This window comes from Dickeya ananatis, assembly GCF_019464615.1.
GTDB lineage: Bacteria > Pseudomonadota > Gammaproteobacteria > Enterobacterales > Enterobacteriaceae > Dickeya > Dickeya oryzae.
Genome location: NZ_CP040816.1, coordinates 1,641,884 through 1,658,055 on the forward strand (window position 1 = coordinate 1,641,884; position 16,172 = coordinate 1,658,055).

Annotated in this window: 12 protein-coding genes; 2 read left to right on the forward strand and 10 right to left on the reverse strand. The window is 55.3% G+C overall.

All coding sequences use genetic code 11. The annotated features are described in order from the left end of the window. Positions 1–29 precede the first annotated feature (29 nt). A complete protein-coding gene (locus tag FGI04_RS07125) occupies positions 30–944 on the forward strand; it encodes a 4-hydroxy-tetrahydrodipicolinate synthase family protein (RefSeq protein ID WP_012884547.1) in 915 nt (304 codons plus the stop codon). Positions 945–999: 55 nt separating this feature from the next. Here FGI04_RS07125 and FGI04_RS07130 read toward each other — a convergent pair whose 3' ends face one another. The 6 genes from FGI04_RS07130 to FGI04_RS07155 form a co-directional block, all read right to left on the reverse strand. After that, positions 1,000–1,917, reverse strand: a complete 918-nt coding sequence (locus FGI04_RS07130) for an aminotransferase class IV (RefSeq protein WP_407273391.1) — start codon at positions 1,915–1,917, stop codon at positions 1,000–1,002. A 9-nt stretch (positions 1,918–1,926) separates the two neighbouring features. Continuing rightward, the gene (locus FGI04_RS07135) at positions 1,927–2,709 is read right to left on the reverse strand and encodes an amino acid ABC transporter ATP-binding protein (protein WP_407321458.1); all 783 of its coding nucleotides are present in this window, start codon (positions 2,707–2,709) and stop codon (positions 1,927–1,929) included. 44 nt (positions 2,710–2,753) lie between these two features. Beyond that, positions 2,754–3,428 carry an amino acid ABC transporter permease gene (locus tag FGI04_RS07140; protein ID WP_342700975.1) on the reverse strand — a complete coding sequence of 225 codons (675 nt, stop codon included), beginning with the start codon at positions 3,426–3,428 and terminating at the stop codon, positions 2,754–2,756. An 8-nt stretch (positions 3,429–3,436) separates the two neighbouring features. After that, entirely contained in the window at positions 3,437–4,108 is a 672-nt protein-coding gene (locus FGI04_RS07145) for an amino acid ABC transporter permease (protein ID WP_038904190.1), read from the reverse strand. A gap of 227 nt (positions 4,109–4,335) precedes the next feature. Then, a complete protein-coding gene (locus tag FGI04_RS07150) occupies positions 4,336–5,490 on the reverse strand; it encodes a trans-sulfuration enzyme family protein (protein ID WP_342700973.1) in 1,155 nt (384 codons plus the stop codon). Positions 5,491–5,520: 30 nt separating this feature from the next. Continuing rightward, positions 5,521–6,888: a pyridoxal-phosphate dependent enzyme gene (locus FGI04_RS07155; protein ID WP_407321457.1), complete on the reverse strand. Its 1,368-nt coding sequence runs from the start codon at positions 6,886–6,888 to the stop codon at positions 5,521–5,523. A gap of 279 nt (positions 6,889–7,167) precedes the next feature. On the opposite strand from FGI04_RS07155, the gene FGI04_RS07160 reads away from it, so the two are divergent. After that, positions 7,168–8,577, forward strand: coding sequence for an MmgE/PrpD family protein (locus FGI04_RS07160; RefSeq protein ID WP_407321456.1), 1,410 nt, complete (start codon positions 7,168–7,170; stop codon positions 8,575–8,577). A 17-nt stretch (positions 8,578–8,594) separates the two neighbouring features. Here FGI04_RS07160 and FGI04_RS07165 read toward each other — a convergent pair whose 3' ends face one another. From FGI04_RS07165 to sbmA, 4 genes are all read right to left on the reverse strand, one after another. Beyond that, a complete protein-coding gene (locus FGI04_RS07165; RefSeq protein ID WP_396112851.1) occupies positions 8,595–9,404 on the reverse strand; it encodes a transporter substrate-binding domain-containing protein in 810 nt (269 codons plus the stop codon). A 345-nt stretch (positions 9,405–9,749) separates the two neighbouring features. Further along, positions 9,750–11,705, reverse strand: a complete 1,956-nt coding sequence (locus FGI04_RS07170; RefSeq protein WP_407321455.1) for a methyl-accepting chemotaxis protein — start codon at positions 11,703–11,705, stop codon at positions 9,750–9,752. Positions 11,706–12,275: 570 nt separating this feature from the next. Continuing rightward, positions 12,276–14,252, reverse strand: coding sequence for a methyl-accepting chemotaxis protein (locus FGI04_RS07175; protein ID WP_407273394.1), 1,977 nt, complete (start codon positions 14,250–14,252; stop codon positions 12,276–12,278). A gap of 645 nt (positions 14,253–14,897) precedes the next feature. Next, on the reverse strand, positions 14,898–16,127 hold the full coding sequence (gene sbmA / locus FGI04_RS07180) for a peptide antibiotic transporter SbmA (protein WP_342700969.1): 1,230 nt from the start codon (positions 16,125–16,127) through the stop codon (positions 14,898–14,900). Positions 16,128–16,172: the final 45 nt, after the last annotated feature.

Here is a 16,172-nt window from a genome sequence, read left to right on the forward strand (position 1 = left end):
CAACGACATATCATCAGACAGGAATAGCTATGAGCAGAGAGAGAATTGAAGGGTCTTTTGTCGCGTTGATCACCCCGTTTAACGACAACGGCAGTGTGGATTTCGGCGCATTTGAAACCCTGTTGCAGTTTCAGGAGCAAAACGGCACCGCGGCGGTGTTGATTATGGGGTCTACCGGCGAAGTGTCGATGCTCTCGCCGGAAGAGCGCCGGGAAATCATTCGTCGTACCGCCGGTTTTAACAGCGGCAAGATGAAGATCTTTTTCGGTTGTACCGGCAACAATACCGATACCACCATCGACTATGTACGCTTTGCCAAAGACAACGGGGCTGATGGTGCCATTATCGCCGCGCCCGCCTATATTTGCGCCAGCGAAAGTGATATCGAGCACTATTTTCTGGAGATCGCCGACGCCACCGACCTGCCGCTCGGTATCTATAACAACCCGCCGCGAGTGAAAACCGACCTGCACTGGACATCGCTGCTGCGTATCTTCAAGCACCCGAATTACGTGATCCATAAAGAATCCACCACCCGTGTTGGTCAGGTGGCACAAGTGTTGGCAGGCAACCCGGACGTATCGGTAATGTGCTGTGATTCGCCCAACCTCGGTCTGGTTGTTCCCACGATGTCGTTGGGTGGCCACGGCACCGCCAACATGACCGGTAATATCGCACCGGCGGAACTGGCGGCGATCTCCCGACCGTGGCGCGAGGCGGGTGACGCTGAACGTTTCCGCGACGCGTACCAGCATCTGTTGCCACTGCTGCACTACACCTATTCCGCCATTAACCCGGTGGCGGTGAAATCGCTGATGAAGGCGGTCGGCCTGCCTGCGGGCAGCCTGCGCCGCCCGCTGCGCGACCTGGACGGCGACGCGCTGGAGCGTGGGGTGCGCATTGTGGCGGAACTGGGGCTGCGTGAAAAATACGGATTTCGCTGACCAACAGCAACCGGGGCCTGGCCCCGGTTTTTACACCGTCAGTTGGCGACACCGATTAGGTTTCGATAAACGTCTGGTACCATTCTCTGATCTGTTCAGTGACAGTGCGGTTCGCCGCTTCAAACTCCCGCCCATCCAGCCTACGCACTGGCGTAATGCCGGCCAGCGTGCCGGTGACAAAGGCTTCGTCGGCAGTCATCGCTTCTGCCAGCGTGAAATCATCCACCCGCACCGTCAGACCGTGGGCACGCGCCAGCGCGATCACCGTCTGGCGGGTGATACCGTTAAAGCAATAGCGACCGCTGGAGGTCCAGAGTTCGCCGCGGCGCACGATAAAGAAGTTGGTGGAGTTACAACTGGCGACGAAGCCGTGTGGGTCCAGCATCAGTGCTTCGTCAGCCCCAGCATCGATAGCTTGTAACAATGCCTGAATCAGATTCAGACGACTATGGGAGTTAAGTCGCAGGTCGAACACATCCGGCGTGCTGGTGCGATAGCTTGAGGTGAACAGCGCCAGTCCGCGTTGCTTCGCCGTTTCATCCACCACTTTGTATTCCGCTACGCATACCACCGTCGCCCCGCCGAGGATAAAGCGCGGGTCCTGATTGGGGGTGCTTTTACGCCCGCGGGTGATCATCAGCCGCAGGTGCGCGCCATCGGTCATGCCGTTGATGACCAGCGTGCGCCGCATAATGTCGATTAGCTCCGCGCGGGTGTGGCCGATATCCAGCCTAATGGCGGCTGCACCCGCCAGTAAGCGGTCCAGATGGGCATCGAGGGAAATCAGGCGGCCATTGACCAGCCGCAGACCTTCCCACACGCCATCGCCGCAGACGTAACCTGAATCAAAGACCGACACCACCGCCCGCGAGCGATGCACAAATTCGCCGTTGACGTACACCTGCACGTCATCGTTGCGGGTATCGTGCCGGTAAGCCTGGCTGCTGACGGCGGAAGGGGAGGAAGCGCTCATGGTGACTCCTTAAAACGCACGTTCGGCGAAGCGGGCCAGAAACGCCTGCGTACGCGGTTGTTGAGGATGGCGCAGCACCTGCTCTGCGCTGCCCATTTCGTGAATAACGCCATCGGCGATGAAGATAACCCGGTCAGCGAAGTGCCAGGCGAAACCCAGTTCGTGGGTCACCAGCAATAAAGTACGGCCCTCGTCCGCCAGAGCGCGAATGGTATGCAGCACCTCGCCCACCAGTTCCGGGTCGAGCGACGAGGTGGGCTCGTCAAATAGCATGATCTCCGGTTCCATCGCTAGCGCACGGGCAATCGCCACCCGCTGTTGCTGACCGCCGGACAGGTTGCTGGGGCGGGCGTTAAGCTTATCCGCCAGCCCGACTTTCTCCAGTTGCCGACGGGCGATGGTGTCGGCCTCGGTACGCGGTAGTTTTTTTACCGACAGCAGGGCTTCCTGCACGTTTTGCAACACGCTCTGATGAGGAAACAGGTTGAACTGCTGGAACACCATGCCGATACGCTGGCGCACCGCGCACAATTGCTTTTCCGGGTAGCGCCGCGTACCGTCCGGCAAGGGGTGCCCCAGCACGTCGCCATCCAGTTCGATGGTGCCGCCGCTCGGCACTTCCATGAAATTCAGGCAGCGCAGTAGGGTACTTTTGCCAGAGCCGCTGCCGCCGATAATGGCGATTTTCTCCCCGCGCCGTACATCCAGGTCGATGCCTTTCAGCACCGGCTGACCGTGAAATGCTTTGGTCAGCCCGCGCAGCCGTAAAACGATATCCTGTGAATCAGTCATAGATGGTTACCGGGTTGATAAAGAATTACCGGGTTGATAAAAAGCTACCGGGTTGATAAAGGGGAACGCCAGCGCCGCTCCAGCCGTGCGGCCAGATAGCTGCCGGGCCAAATCAGCACGAAGTAGAACAGCGCCACCACGGTGAGAATCTCCAGCGGGCGGTACGTGTCGCTGCTGAGCAGTCGCCCCTGATACATCAATTCATTGACCGCCAGCATCGACGCCAGCGAGGTGACCTTTGCCAACTCGATCAATCGATTGGTCAGCGCGGGCAACATGCGCTGCAACACTTGCGGCAGGATCACGCGGCGTAGTGCCAGCGGATAAGACATGCCGAGCGCTTTAGCCCCTTCCCACTGGCTTTGCTCCATCGATTGCAGACCAGCGCGGAAGATTTCGGTGCTGTAAGCGGCTGTGTAGAGCGTCAGCGCCAGCACCGCCGCGCCAAAGGTGCTGAGCTGGAGACCAGTCAGCACCGGCAGGGCGTAGTAAAACCAGATCAGTTGGATCAGCACCGGCGTATTGCGAAACAGTTCAACGAATGCCATTACCGGCAGGCGGACGGCGCGGCGGCGTGCGGTGCGGGTGATGCCCAGCGTCAAGCCGAGCAGGGTGCCACCGATGCCCGCCAGCAGCCACAATTCCAGTGTGACGCCCAGCCCGCGCAGCAGGATGGGCAACTGTTGCCAGATAAAGCCAAAGTTCCATTGATAGTGCATCGGCGACCTCACTGTACACGGGTGTAGGACAGTCGCCGCTCGGCGTACTGGCTCAGCAGGCTAAGGACAAACAGCAGCGTGAAATAGAGCAGCGCCGCCAGGCTGTAAATTTCCAGCGGGCGGAAGCTCTGGCTGTTGATCTGCATCGCCTGATACAACAGCTCGCCGTAAGCCAGTGATGACGCCAGCGAGGTGGATTTAATCAACTCGAACGAGCGCTCAATCAGCGGCGGGATCATGCGTCGCAACGCCTGCGGCAGGATAACGCGGCGCAGCGCCAGTGGGCGCGACATGCCGAGCGCTTTGGCCCCTTCCCACTGCCCCTCGGCAATCGACAGGATGCCGCCGCGGTAAACTTCGGCGTAAAACGCGGCCGACTGTGCGGACAGGGCGGTTACCGCCGCGGCGAACGGCGACAGGGTCAACGGACTGATAACCGGCAGTGCGTAGTAAATCCAGAAAAAATGCACGATGGCGGGCGTGTTGCGGTAAAAGCCGATGAACAGGTGAGCGGGCAGGCGCCACAGCCGGGTGGACGACAGTTTCATCGTGGCTAGCAGCACACCGGCCAGCATCCCGATGAGAATGCTGGTAAAGCCGATGCGGACTGTTCCCCATAACCCGTCCAGCAGCAGCGGCCACCAGTGTGGCAGGGCGGAAAAATCCCATTGATAACGCATGTGTTTTTCCCTGATAACGCCAATGGCGTACGAATTGTGAACTCGACTACGATATTGTTATATCGATGGTGCTTTTTATATTCTCAGCATCTTAGCAGCCGAAAAATGTGATAAGTAAATGCTAAAAAAGCGGATTGATAGCCGATTTTTAGCTAAGGAAAGCGGGAAATTCGCTGAAGTTGCGGGCAGAAAAATCGGGCTGTCGATGACAGCCCTGATACGCGGGATTACGCCGTCTGGCCGGTTAACGCCTGTTGGATGTCATTAATCAGGTCTTCTACATTTTCGATACCGACCGACAGGCGCAACAACTGCGGCGTGATGCCGAGGTGCAGACGCTGTTCCAGCGGCAAGGAGGCGTGGGTCATGTTGAAGGGTTGGCTGATCAGGCTTTCTACTCCGCCCAGACTTTCCGCCAGCGTAAACAGTCGGGTACGCTTAATCACCGTGCTGGCGTACTCGGCGTCGCCACGTAGTCTGACGCTTATCATGCCGCCGAACGCACTCATTTGCTGACGCGCCAACGCATGTTGCGGGTGAGACGGCAGGCCGGGGTAGTACACCTGTTCCACTTGCGGCTGTTGTTCCAGCCAGCGCGCCAGCGTCAGCGCGTTGTCGCTATGACGGGCCAGGCGCAGCGCCAGCGTGCGGATACCGCGCAGTGTCAGGAAGCTGCTGAACGGATCGAGTACCCCGCCTACCGCATTTTGCAAAAACGCCAGTTGCGCCGCCAGTTCCTTGTCCCGCCCGACCACCGCCAGCCCGGCGACCACGTCCGAGTGGCCGTTCAGATATTTGGTGGCCGAGTGCACCACGATGTCAAAGCCCAGCTCCAGCGGGCGTTGTAAAGCCGGAGAGGCAAAGGTGTTGTCCGCTACGCTTATCACGCCGTGGCGCTGGGCTAGCTCGGCGATGGCGCGGAGATCCGCCAGCTTCAACAACGGATTGGTGGGGGTTTCCACCCAGATCATCCGGGTCTGCGGGGTGATCGCCTGCTCCAGCGTGGTCAGGTCGGTCGGGTCGACATAGGTGACGCTTAGCCCGGCGGTGCGCTTGCGCACCCGGTCCAGCAATCGCCAGGTGCCGCCGTAAATGTCATCCACTGCGACGATATGGCTGCCCTGATCGAGCAGTTCCAGTATGGTGGCGCTAGCCGCCAGTCCGGATGCGAAAGCAAAACCCTGAATACCGCCTTCCAGCGCGGCGATATTGGCTTCCAGCGCGTGACGGGTCGGGTTGCCGCTGCGTGAGTATTCGTAACCGGTATGCTGGCCGGGAGCAGGCTGGGCAAAGGTTGAGGTAGCGTAAATTGCTGGCATGACTGCGCCGGTGCTGTCTGGGGTGTAGCCAGCGTGAACGGTCAGCGTGTCGAAATGGCTCATGATAAATCCTTGTGGTAAACGGTAGAAAGGTCAGCGCACCAGATGCCGCCAGTGATTGAGCACATCGGTGCGGGTAATCAGGCCGAGGAAACGCTGGCCGTCCAGAACGATGGCGACATGACCGCGATCAAACGTGGTCAGCAGGTGATCGAACGAGGCGTCTTTCTGCAGGGTGTTGACCTGATCGGTCATCGCATCACGGGCGGTCAGCGAGAAATGGCGCGGGTTGGCTTTGAGATTGTTGAGCAGGTCCCACTCATCAATCACCCCGACTACCCGGTCGTGTTCCAGCACCGGTAGCTGGGAAATGTCATACAGCCGCATGCGGGCATGCACGATCGCCAATGAATCATTGGGGGAGACAGACACGGTAGCGCCTTCATTATGGCGATAGGTGATCAGATCGCGCAGGTCGCCCAGCGGCGGGCGTTGGATTAACCCTTGCTCAATCATCCAGTAGTCGTTGAACATCTTCGACAGGTACTTGTTGCCGCTGTCGCAAACCAGCGTCACCACCCGGCGCGGTTCGGTTTGGGCGCGACAGTAGCGTAGCGCCGCCGCCAGCAGTGTGCCACTGGAGGAACCGGCCAGTACACCTTCTTTGAGTAGCAGTTCGCGGGCGGCCTGAAATGATTCCTGATCGCTGATGGCGTAGGCCTGTTTTACCTGACTGAAGTTAGCCAGCGCTGGCAAAAAATCCTCGCCGATGCCCTCCACCAGCCAACTGCCCGCGTCGCCAATTGTGCCTTGTCGTACATAGTCAGTCAGGATAGAACCGGCCGGGTCGGCCAGTACCAGTTCGGTTTTTGGTGATACGTCGGCAAAGTAACGACTCAGTCCACCCAGCGTGCCGCCGGAACCGACGCCAACCACAATCGCGTCAATGTCATGCTCCATCTGCTGCCACAATTCCGGCGCGGTGGTGCGGTAGTGGGCCTGTGGATTGGCAGGATTATTAAACTGGTCGATGTAGAACGCACCGGGGATCTCGTTTGCCAGCCGTTGTGCATAGTCCTGATAATAGTCCGGGTGGCCTTTGGCGACGTCAGATCGGGTCAGGCGTACATCGACACCGAGTGCGCGCAGATGGAAGATTTTCTCCCGGCTCATTTTGTCCGGTACCACCAGAATCAGCCGGTAGCCTTTGATAGCCGCCACCAGTGCCAGCCCTAGCCCGGTATTGCCAGCGGTGGCTTCGATCAGCGTGCCGCCAGGCTGTAATTTTCCCTGCTGTTCTGCTGCTTCAATCATGGATAACGCCACACGATCTTTTATCGAGCCGCCGGGATTCTGGTTTTCCAGCTTGGCGAATAACCGGCAAGGGCCGGTATCAAACTGCGTCAGCTCCAGCAACGGGGTGTTGCCGATCAGGCTGAGCACGGATGTAGGAATAGACATAGTCATCACCTCGGATCATAGCGAGGTGCACATGGTAGAGCTCAGGCATAACAGCATGAAAATAATATAATTGACCATCTATATGTGATTTTTAGAAATAAAATTCTGTTTGGCGGTAAAGCCATACAGCCTGATAGCCATGCAGCGGTATATCCATCCGCTGATGAAGCGACGGGTTATCACCTTTGGTTTCAACGGTGGCGAAAATGGCATAAAGCAGTTGGAAAACGCAGTGTTATCATCAAATGCCATCCCTGACGCCGACCGGAATCTGGACCGATGACCTCTTTGCACGCTACCTCCCCGATAACCCTGACGCTGGCCCGCTTTGCCTGCCAGCTTACGCCAGAGGCGATCCCTGCGGTCTGGCGGCGAAAAATCCTGCTACATCTGCTGGATGCGCTGGGCTGCGGCGTCGCCGGGCTGGAGAGCGAGGTGTTTTTGCAAGCGCAACGCATGGCGCGTCAGCAATATGCGGTGGGAACATCGCCGGTGCTGGGAAGCCGGGATGGGCTGTCGGCGCTGGGAGCCGCATTTGTCAATTCGGTGGCGATGAACGCACTGGATTATGACGATGGATTTGAACGAGAGGGTCGTGGTATGGGTCACCCTGGCGCGACGTTGGTGGCGGCGGCATTGGCTGCATTGGACGGACGGCGGATATCCGGCGCGCAGTTGTTATGTGCGCTGGTCGCCGCCTGGGAAATCAATGGCCGCGTGATCCTGTCTCAGCAGCCCAGCCCGGAACGTTTTCAGCAGGTGTACGGCGTGTGCCAGCATCAGTCGCTCGGTGCGGCGGTCGTGTTCGGTCTGCTCTGCGGTTGCGATGCCGCCGGGCTGGAGAACGCTATCGGGCTGGCGGCGTCGCTGACCCCACTACCGGGACTACACAAGTACAACTGGCAGCAGCGGCCGCTGGTGGCGTTGAAGGATTACAACGCACCGGCGACGGAAGCCGGGGTGCGCGGGGTGCTGCTGCACCGGGAGGGTATTATCGGGCCGCGCGATGTGCTGGCAGGCGAACAGGGGTTCTGGCGCATGGCTGGCTCTGACCAATGTGATACCTCGCTACTGGTTGATGGGCTGGGGGACGCGTGGCGATTGCACCATGCCAGTATCAAACGCTATCCGGTTTGCCGCTGGATGCACACTGCACTGGCGGCGTTTGAGCAACTGCTGGCGCAGCAGGCGTTGTCGCCGGGTCGGATTGTGCGGGTTCAGGTGCTCGGTAGTCGGACATTGGTAGAACAATTCGCCGATACGCAGGTGTTGAGTGAAACCGATGCCCAGTTCAGCGTCCCGCTGGCGTTGGCCTGCCTGGCCTACGGCATTCCCCGACAGAACTGGAGCGACGCGGCCACGCGGCAGAGTGCGACATTGCTGGCGTTTGCCCGGCGGGTCGAGTTGGTGGTGGATAACGAATTGGAACAGTTGATGGCGGTACAGCGGCGGCCTGTCAGCCGGGTGAGGGTGAACGTTGACGGGCGGTGGTTGAACGCGCCGACAGTGGATTATCCGCCGGGGTGTGAAGAGAACCCGATGACAGAAGCGGAGATTGTGCGCAAGTGCCGCGACAATCTGTCGCGGCGACTGGGGGATAACGAGAGCGAGCGTCTTATTGATGCGCTGCTCAGTCTGGAACGCCAGCCGGATGTGGGGGCGCTGCTGGCACCACTGTTTGCTGGCTGACGTTCCCTGTTCGCCGGTTATTTCCACGCTTCGCGGATCACTGGCGGCACCTTGCTGATGTCCACGCCGCGGGCTTTCAGTGCCTGTTCGTAGAACTGCTGAATCTGGCCGGATTGATAGAGCTTGCCGAATTCGTCATTGAGGAACTGATGGAAGGTTGGGTCGCTTTCCTTACGGATAGCGCCACTGGTACTGACCGCCACAATGGGCTTTGGCAGTATCAGGTTACCCTTGCCGACTTTGGCCTGTTGCAACGCCAGCGCTGGATGGAAATAGGACAACGCGTCTACCCGACCGGCATAAAACGCCGCCACGCCTTCATCCATGTTGGGGAAACGCACCAGTTGCGCTTTCGGCAGGTTTTTGGTCAGTAGCAAATCCGGGCTGGAGCCCAGCGTGACGCCGATTTTGATATCCGGCCGGTTGAGATCTTCCCAGTTGGTAACATTGATGCCATCGCGCACCAGTACCCCCTGGGCATACCAAAAGAAAGGTTGCTCCGGAAAATCGACCGCTTTTTTGCGCTCGTCAGTGGGGTCAAGCACCAGCATGGTGTCGATCTGGCCGGTTTGCAGCGCGGCGACTGCGTTGCCCCAGGTGGTTTCCACCGCCACCAGCTTGACCCCAAGGTCTTTCGCCAGCACCTTACCAACCTGATAGCCGATGCCATCCCATTCGCCGGTCGCCGCGTTCTTGAAATACCAGGGTTCGCCCTGCGCTACGCCGATACGCAGTTCGCCGGTTTGTTTGATGTGCTGCCAGGTGGAGGTTGGCGTTTCGGCCTGAACCAGCCAGGGCGCGGCGGCCAGCGCCAGCGCGGCAATCATGTTGCGAAAAGATAAAGTCATAATGTCCCCGTGTGTGAATGGTTAAACGCCTGAATCAGCGGGGATGTTACGTGTCAGTGTGGGCCTGGCTACGCTGTTCATCCCCCGATAAAACCAGGCGTTGGATTAATCAATAAATAAAAGGTGATACCGTGCGCGCCATCGGCTAGTTATCATAAATAATGCTTTAATATCATTAACATGATGGAGGTGCGCGTAGGCAGTATTACAGGAAATCAGTACGACATTAAATGCGAAGAATGACAGAGCTTATGCACGGGGCGGCTAACGGAAGTCATGGCATAAGGCGGGCATTGCCCGCCATGATGAGACTGATGCTATCGGTTAGAACGATTCCCACTCATCTTTTGCCACTGGCGAGTGAGACCCGGTTGTCGCAGTGGCCAGCATCAGCGGTTTTTTCGCGCCGAGGGTACCGGGGGCCTGGCGGGTAACGCGGTGAGCGTCACTATCACCGAGGCGGAAAATCGACACCGCCTGTTCCAGTGCCTGAGCCTGCTCTTCCAGTGAGTTAGCTGCCGCGGACGACTGTTCCACCAGCGCGGCGTTTTGTTGGGTGGTGGCATCCATTTCGGCGACGGCGCTTGAGATCTGGTTAATCCCTCGGCTCTGCTCATCCGACGCGGAAGCGATTTCTCCCATAATGTCATGAACATGGGAGATAGAACGAATGATTTCATCCATCGTCTTACCGGCGCTTTCCACCTGGGTGGAACCGGTATTGACCCGGGTGACCGACTCGGTGATCAGGGTTTCTATTTCTTTAGCGGCCTGCGCGCTGCGCTGGGCCAGACTGCGCACTTCGCCCGCCACCACAGCAAAACCACGGCCTTGCTCACCGGCACGCGCGGCTTCCACCGCGGCATTCAGCGCCAGAATATTGGTCTGGAAGGCGATACCGTTGATAACCGAAGTGATGTCGGAAATACGTCGGGAACTGGTGGCGATTTCATTCATGGTGCTGACGACGTTGGTGACGATTTCACCGCCTTTAGTGGCGTTATTGGCGGCGTCGGCAGCCAGTTGTGAAGCGTGATGCGCGTTATCGGCGTTCTGTTTCACCGTGGAGGTTAACTGCTCCATGCTGGCGGCGGTTTCCACGACGGCGGCAGACTGCTGCTCGGTGCGTGAGGAGAGGTCGGTGTTACCGGCCGCGATTTCCGATGCGGCCGACGCCACATGGTTTACACCTTCACGAATGGCTCCTATCATGTCGCGCAGTTTATGGTTCATTTGATTCATCGCCGTCATCAATTGGCCTAGCTCGTCGCGCCGGTTGACGGTAATGGTGGCGGTCAGGTCACCCTGAGCAATCTGTTCGGCCAGCGACAGGCTTTGACGCAATGGTTGCGTAATCAATAAGGTGATGCGCCAGGCCAACAACATGCCGATAGCGATAATCGCCAGGCCGATAACCCACTGCTTGTATTGGGACTGACGGGTAATGTCATCGACCTTGGTTAATTGTGCCTGATAAAGCTGTGTCGTTGCCTGATTCAGCACCAGCGCGATATCCGCCATACGCTGAGAGACCGTGTTTTCCTCCTGATACGCGGCCATATACAGGCTGACATCTCTGTCGTAGGTGGCGAACAACTGCCAGGCCTGATTCAGCCACGCCTGTTGTTCTGCATCGTAATTTGGCAGAGCCTGCGTGAGGATATGCTGTGCGGCGTCCAGTGCCTTGCGAAGTGCGGCTTCGTTTTCACCTGAGGGGGCTAACGTCAGCTCATGCGCGGCATCTTTAATGTCAGACAGCGCCTCATGGATGTATAGGAACTCCAGTCTCAATTCCAGTGGCAACATAGCGCTGTCGAATTGCTTGCGCAGGGTATCAATGATGTTGCTGATGGTATTCTGCGATAATTTTTGGCCGATAGCATCCCGCTTTTGGCTGGCGGTGAGCAAGTTTCCCCGTGCCGTATTATATTCCTTGCTGGCCTGAGTTATTTTATCCAACAGGATACGGGTATCCGCATCCCATTTCAGCGTTTCTGCCGTGTTCAGCAATTGCGTTATTTTATTCAGCAATTCGCTATTTTTATTTAGGGCAGCATAATCGTGGGTATATTGAAAACGCAGACGCTCGCGTCTGGCCTCTTCCAGATTGCTATTGATACTATTACTGATAATCGATTTTTGTGAATAGGCGTCAATATTACGAAAACCATTTATTCCAGACAGCATGATAATGACGGCCATCAATAATATTAATCCGAACCCCAGAGCTAGCTTTACGCCGACCTTGAGATTGTTATAAGCATCAAAAACAGTATTCATTGGCCCTTCCTTTCTTGATTTGCCAGAGTAATGATGAGGGAAAAACCGATTTGAATAATTCAATAAGCTAAATCTTCATAGCCTCAGTACTGAAGCTGTATTTTATCATTATAGTTGCGCTAATCTGCATTGTTACTGTGAGTCACGGTGTAAACTGAATATAACTGTTCTAAATGTCATGATTTATGTACCTCACAAGGAGGTAATACAATAACTACACTTTTATAAAATAGTATTAAAAAGTGATTTTATCAATGGATTAATGAAAAATGAGATATCGACTATCGATGGTTGATGCCTCATCCATTTTTTTGGATTTTTTCAAATGGAATACCCAAAAAAGTAATCATGGGAGTGACAATACTCAGTGATAATCTTTACGTTGCGTCGTTGGTGGAGGCATTTTAGCGCTCAACATACGTTTCTGGAAAATAAATGGGCGATACAAGGCAGGGTAAAAAGCAGAATCTAAACACAGCATGGCCGTTTATTGCCATGCTGTGTGGTATGCACCAACAATCGTCGTTATCAAACGTAGCAGAAATTGACCGGCACCGTTATCAAAACGGATTAGAACGACTCCCAGTCATCTTTGGCGGCTGCCGATGAGGGTTTCACCGTAGCAGACGCTTTGGTGGTCGATTTAGATTTCCCCAACATTAACGGCGCTTTGGCGCTGATGGTGTTGCGTTGTGTCGGTGATGCTGTAGCTCCGCCATGGCTGATCCGGAAAAACGACACCGCGTGTTCCAGCGTCTGAGCCTGCTCCTCCAGTGAATTGGCTGCGGCGGAAGATTGTTCCACCAGCGCAGCGTTTTGCTGGGTGGTGGCATCCATTTCGGCGACGGCGGTGGAAATCTGGTTGATGCCACGGCTCTGCTCATCAGAGGCGGAGGCAATCTCATCCATGATGTCATGCACATGGGAGATGGAACGAATGATCTCATCCATCGTCTTACCGGCGCTTTCCACCTGGGTGGAACCGGTATTCACCCGGCTAACCGACTCGTTGATCAGGGTTTCGATCTCTTTAGCGGCCTGGGCACTGCGCTGGGCCAGACTGCGTACTTCGCCCGCCACCACAGCAAAACCACGGCCTTGCTCACCGGCACGTGCGGCTTCCACCGCGGCGTTCAACGCCAGAATATTGGTCTGAAAGGCAATGCTGTTGATAACCGAGGTGATGTCGGAAATACGCCGGGAACTGACGGCGATTTCATTCATGGTGCTAACGACGTTAGTGACGATTTCGCCGCCGCGGGTCGCATTAGCGGAAGCATCGGCAGCCAGTTGTGAAGCGTGATGCGCGTTATCGGCGTTCTGTTTCACCGTTGAGGTTAACTGCTCCATGCTGGCGGCGGTTTCCACGACGGCGGCAGACTGCTGCTCGGTGCGTGAGGAGAGGTCGGTGTTACCGGCCGCGATTTCCGATGCGGCCGACGCCACGTTGCTCACGCCTTCACGAATTTCACCGATCATCTCGCGGAGTTTATGGTTCATGTCTGCCATTGCAGACATCAGCATCCCCAGTTCATCGCGGCGAACGACGGTGATGGAGGCCGTCAGGTCGCCCTGGGCAATCCGTTCAGCTATCGACAGGCTCTGGTGCAGTGGACGGGTAATCTGCAAAGTGATACGCCAGGCCATCAATACTCCGATAGCGATAATCACTAGCCCGGTCAGCAATAATTGCCACTGTGAACTGGCGGTGGTGTTGCTGACCAGCGCCAACTGACCGGCATATAAATCGTTGGAGGCGTTATCCAAAATCACAGCCGCACCGCTCATGGTGCTGGTGGCGGCGCTCTCATTACGGAAAGCATTCATGTAATCGTCAATGTAGCCGTTATAGGCGGAAAAGAAACGCCAGGCCTGGTTCAACCAGCCTTGCTGTTCCGCACTGAATTTCGGCAGGCTTTGATTGAATGCGGCCTGAGTGCTGCTAAGGGCTTTACGCAGGTTGGATTCAGTTTGTGCGGAAGGGGTCAGCAGCAACTCATGTGCCATATCGCGGATATCTGCCAACTGTTCGTACAGCGTGATAAATTCCAACTGCAATTCTGGTGTCTGCGTACTCGCACTGAATTGGGTGCGTAGTGAACTCAGGACACTGGCACTGCTGTCCTGGTTGAGTTTTTGCGCCACGGCATCACGCTGCTTGCTGGCGTTGATCAGCGCCTCTCTTCCTGGGACATAGACGTTGTAGGCGGTATTGAGTTGATCCAGTAGCTTACGTGCATCAGGACTCCAGGTGAACTGGTTGGCCTGCTTCAGTGACTGACCCACTTTTGCCATCAGGTCGCCCACTTTATCTATTGAGCTGTAGTCATGGGTATATTGGAAATCGAGGCGGGCGCGTCTGGCATCGTTCAGGTTATTATTAATGTCATTGCTGATAATGGATTTGTTGACGTAAGCGTCAATATTACGAAAACCATTAACCCCGGATAGCATGATAAAGGCGGACATAACTAAAATGAGTCCAAACCCTATTGTCAGTTTACTACCAACCTTCAAATTGTTATAGGTATGCATAATTGAATTCATCAAGGTTTCCTACAGAGCTAAATGTGTTGACAATACAGATCAACAGAGAGTGACCATCTGTTAACGTCCGTGTTTTTCAAAAATACAGAGATGGGTTTCTTTCGCGATGAGAAAAACGTGTGAATTTTATCACATTTTTTATAATTATAAACACTTGCTAACATAATGAAAGTAGAGGTTGTTTGTGTTTCTTATTCCAGTTTGGTTTTTTTCTGGTGGTATTCCGTTTGCAAGTTGTTAAATGTTTTCATGTACTAGTCAGATGATGTATTGGGCAGGGTTTTATCTGCTCTCTTTTTCAAAAAATTATTTTTAAATGTCCTGACTAAGTCATATTTTTTCATTTTGTTGTTAGTCGAGAAAATAATGTGATTCTTCCGATAAAGAAAAGAAATAATCAGGGGGAGGGCAGTCACTCTCATTTTGAAGTATGAAGGGTATACACCCCGAATAATTCGGAACTGATAATGTGCGCTATACAGTCCACTATATAATGCGCTATCTCTCGCTATCGATGGTAAGTGGGATTGAGCATGTTCATTCAGGTATGGCGGAGAAGGGGATCAACAGAATAAAGGCGGTGGTGAGAGAATCCCGGTTCTGTGCTTTCTGGCCGACTGGCTACACAGAACCGGGGCGCGGTTATCAGGCGCCGGACGTTGCATCCGCCGCGTCGGTGACCATCGGCACGTCCTTAATCACCGATTCGAAACTACGCAGACGTTTATAAATCGACATCAGCTCGACGATGGTGGTCCACGAGTTAATCAGGTATTGGAATGAGCTTCGCACCTGATCGAACACGTTGGTTATCTGGTTCATCAGACCGAGCGTCAGACTACCTGCGACGATCGACGGTAGCAGCATGATAATGCCGAACACATTGTCGGTTTGCAGATAGAGCACCCGTGCAATATTGAAGTAGGTGTAATGGAAATAGAGCCGGAAATAGTTTTTCCGCACGTTGATGAACAGCTGTTTTACCGTCGGCGGCGTGGCTCGGGTGGCGTCGTCTTCACCATAGACCAACTCTTTACGATAGGCGGCTTCCACACGCTGGTTGTTAAACTCCAGCCCCGGCAGTTTGATGCCGATAAACGCCAGCAAGCCCGTTCCTGCCAGCGACCAGACAATCGCTGCGATCACCAGGCCGTAAGGCACTTCGCCAATCAACGGCAGGGTTTTGACATGGGATGAGAGGCTGACCAGCACCGGTAAAAAGGCTATCAACGTCATCAATGATTTCACCAGGTCGACACCCAGGCTTTCCACGGTGGAGGCAAAGCGCATGGTGTCTTCCTGAATACGCTGTGCCGCCCCTTCAATGTGCCGTAAGGACTGCCAGTGCGAAGTGTAATAATCATTCATCGCGGTACGCCAGCGAAAAACATAATGGCTGACGAAAAAAAGGTTCATCACACCCACGGTGACGGCCGTTAGCGCAATACCCAGGAAAATCAGCAACTCTTTGTAAAACGCCTGAATCGTCACCGCGTTAGGGGCACTGAGGGCTTTTTGGATCAGGTCATAAAAAGGGCCATACCAGTCGTTTACCGCCACCCCGATTTCCACCGAAAAGTAGGTAACGAAAATAATCAGTGAGGTTCCCAGGATAGACCAGCGTTGCCAGGGGTGGGGACGTAATAGCGCCCAGGCTCCCGCGAAAAGGCAGACGCACAGCAGGTAATAACCGTAAAACCACAAAAAGGCAGGTGACCAAAACCGCGCGGCTCCGTGTGGTAACGGTTCGCTGATGTGCAGCAGGCTGTCACCCAGCGAGCGTCCCCAGCCATACCAGATGATGACTGCCACCAGCGACCAGATCAACGCAGAAGAGAAAAACCACTTAGGGTTGGGAAAAAACGACTTGAACATAAGCGCACTTTGTATCCGTAACAGGAGAATAATTGCCGTAATAGC

Coding starts and splice junctions, on each gene's coding strand:
- FGI04_RS07150 (WP_342700973.1), bottom strand. CDS start 5,490: ATGAGCCATTTCGACACGCTGACCGTTCACGCTGGCTACACCCCAGAC.
- FGI04_RS07175 (WP_407273394.1), bottom strand. CDS start 14,252: ATGAATTCAATTATGCATACCTATAACAATTTGAAGGTTGGTAGTAAA.
- sbmA (WP_342700969.1), bottom strand. CDS start 16,127: ATGTTCAAGTCGTTTTTTCCCAACCCTAAGTGGTTTTTCTCTTCTGCG.
- FGI04_RS07125 (WP_012884547.1), top strand. CDS start 30: ATGAGCAGAGAGAGAATTGAAGGGTCTTTTGTCGCGTTGATCACCCCG.
- FGI04_RS07160 (WP_407321456.1), top strand. CDS start 7,168: ATGACCTCTTTGCACGCTACCTCCCCGATAACCCTGACGCTGGCCCGC.
- FGI04_RS07140 (WP_342700975.1), bottom strand. CDS start 3,428: ATGCACTATCAATGGAACTTTGGCTTTATCTGGCAACAGTTGCCCATC.
- FGI04_RS07165 (WP_396112851.1), bottom strand. CDS start 9,404: ATGATTGCCGCGCTGGCGCTGGCCGCCGCGCCCTGGCTGGTTCAGGCC.
- FGI04_RS07145 (WP_038904190.1), bottom strand. CDS start 4,108: ATGCGTTATCAATGGGATTTTTCCGCCCTGCCACACTGGTGGCCGCTG.
- FGI04_RS07170 (WP_407321455.1), bottom strand. CDS start 11,705: ATGAATACTGTTTTTGATGCTTATAACAATCTCAAGGTCGGCGTAAAG.
- FGI04_RS07130 (WP_407273391.1), bottom strand. CDS start 1,917: ATGAGCGCTTCCTCCCCTTCCGCCGTCAGCAGCCAGGCTTACCGGCAC.
- FGI04_RS07135 (WP_407321458.1), bottom strand. CDS start 2,709: ATGACTGATTCACAGGATATCGTTTTACGGCTGCGCGGGCTGACCAAA.
- FGI04_RS07155 (WP_407321457.1), bottom strand. CDS start 6,888: ATGTCTATTCCTACATCCGTGCTCAGCCTGATCGGCAACACCCCGTTG.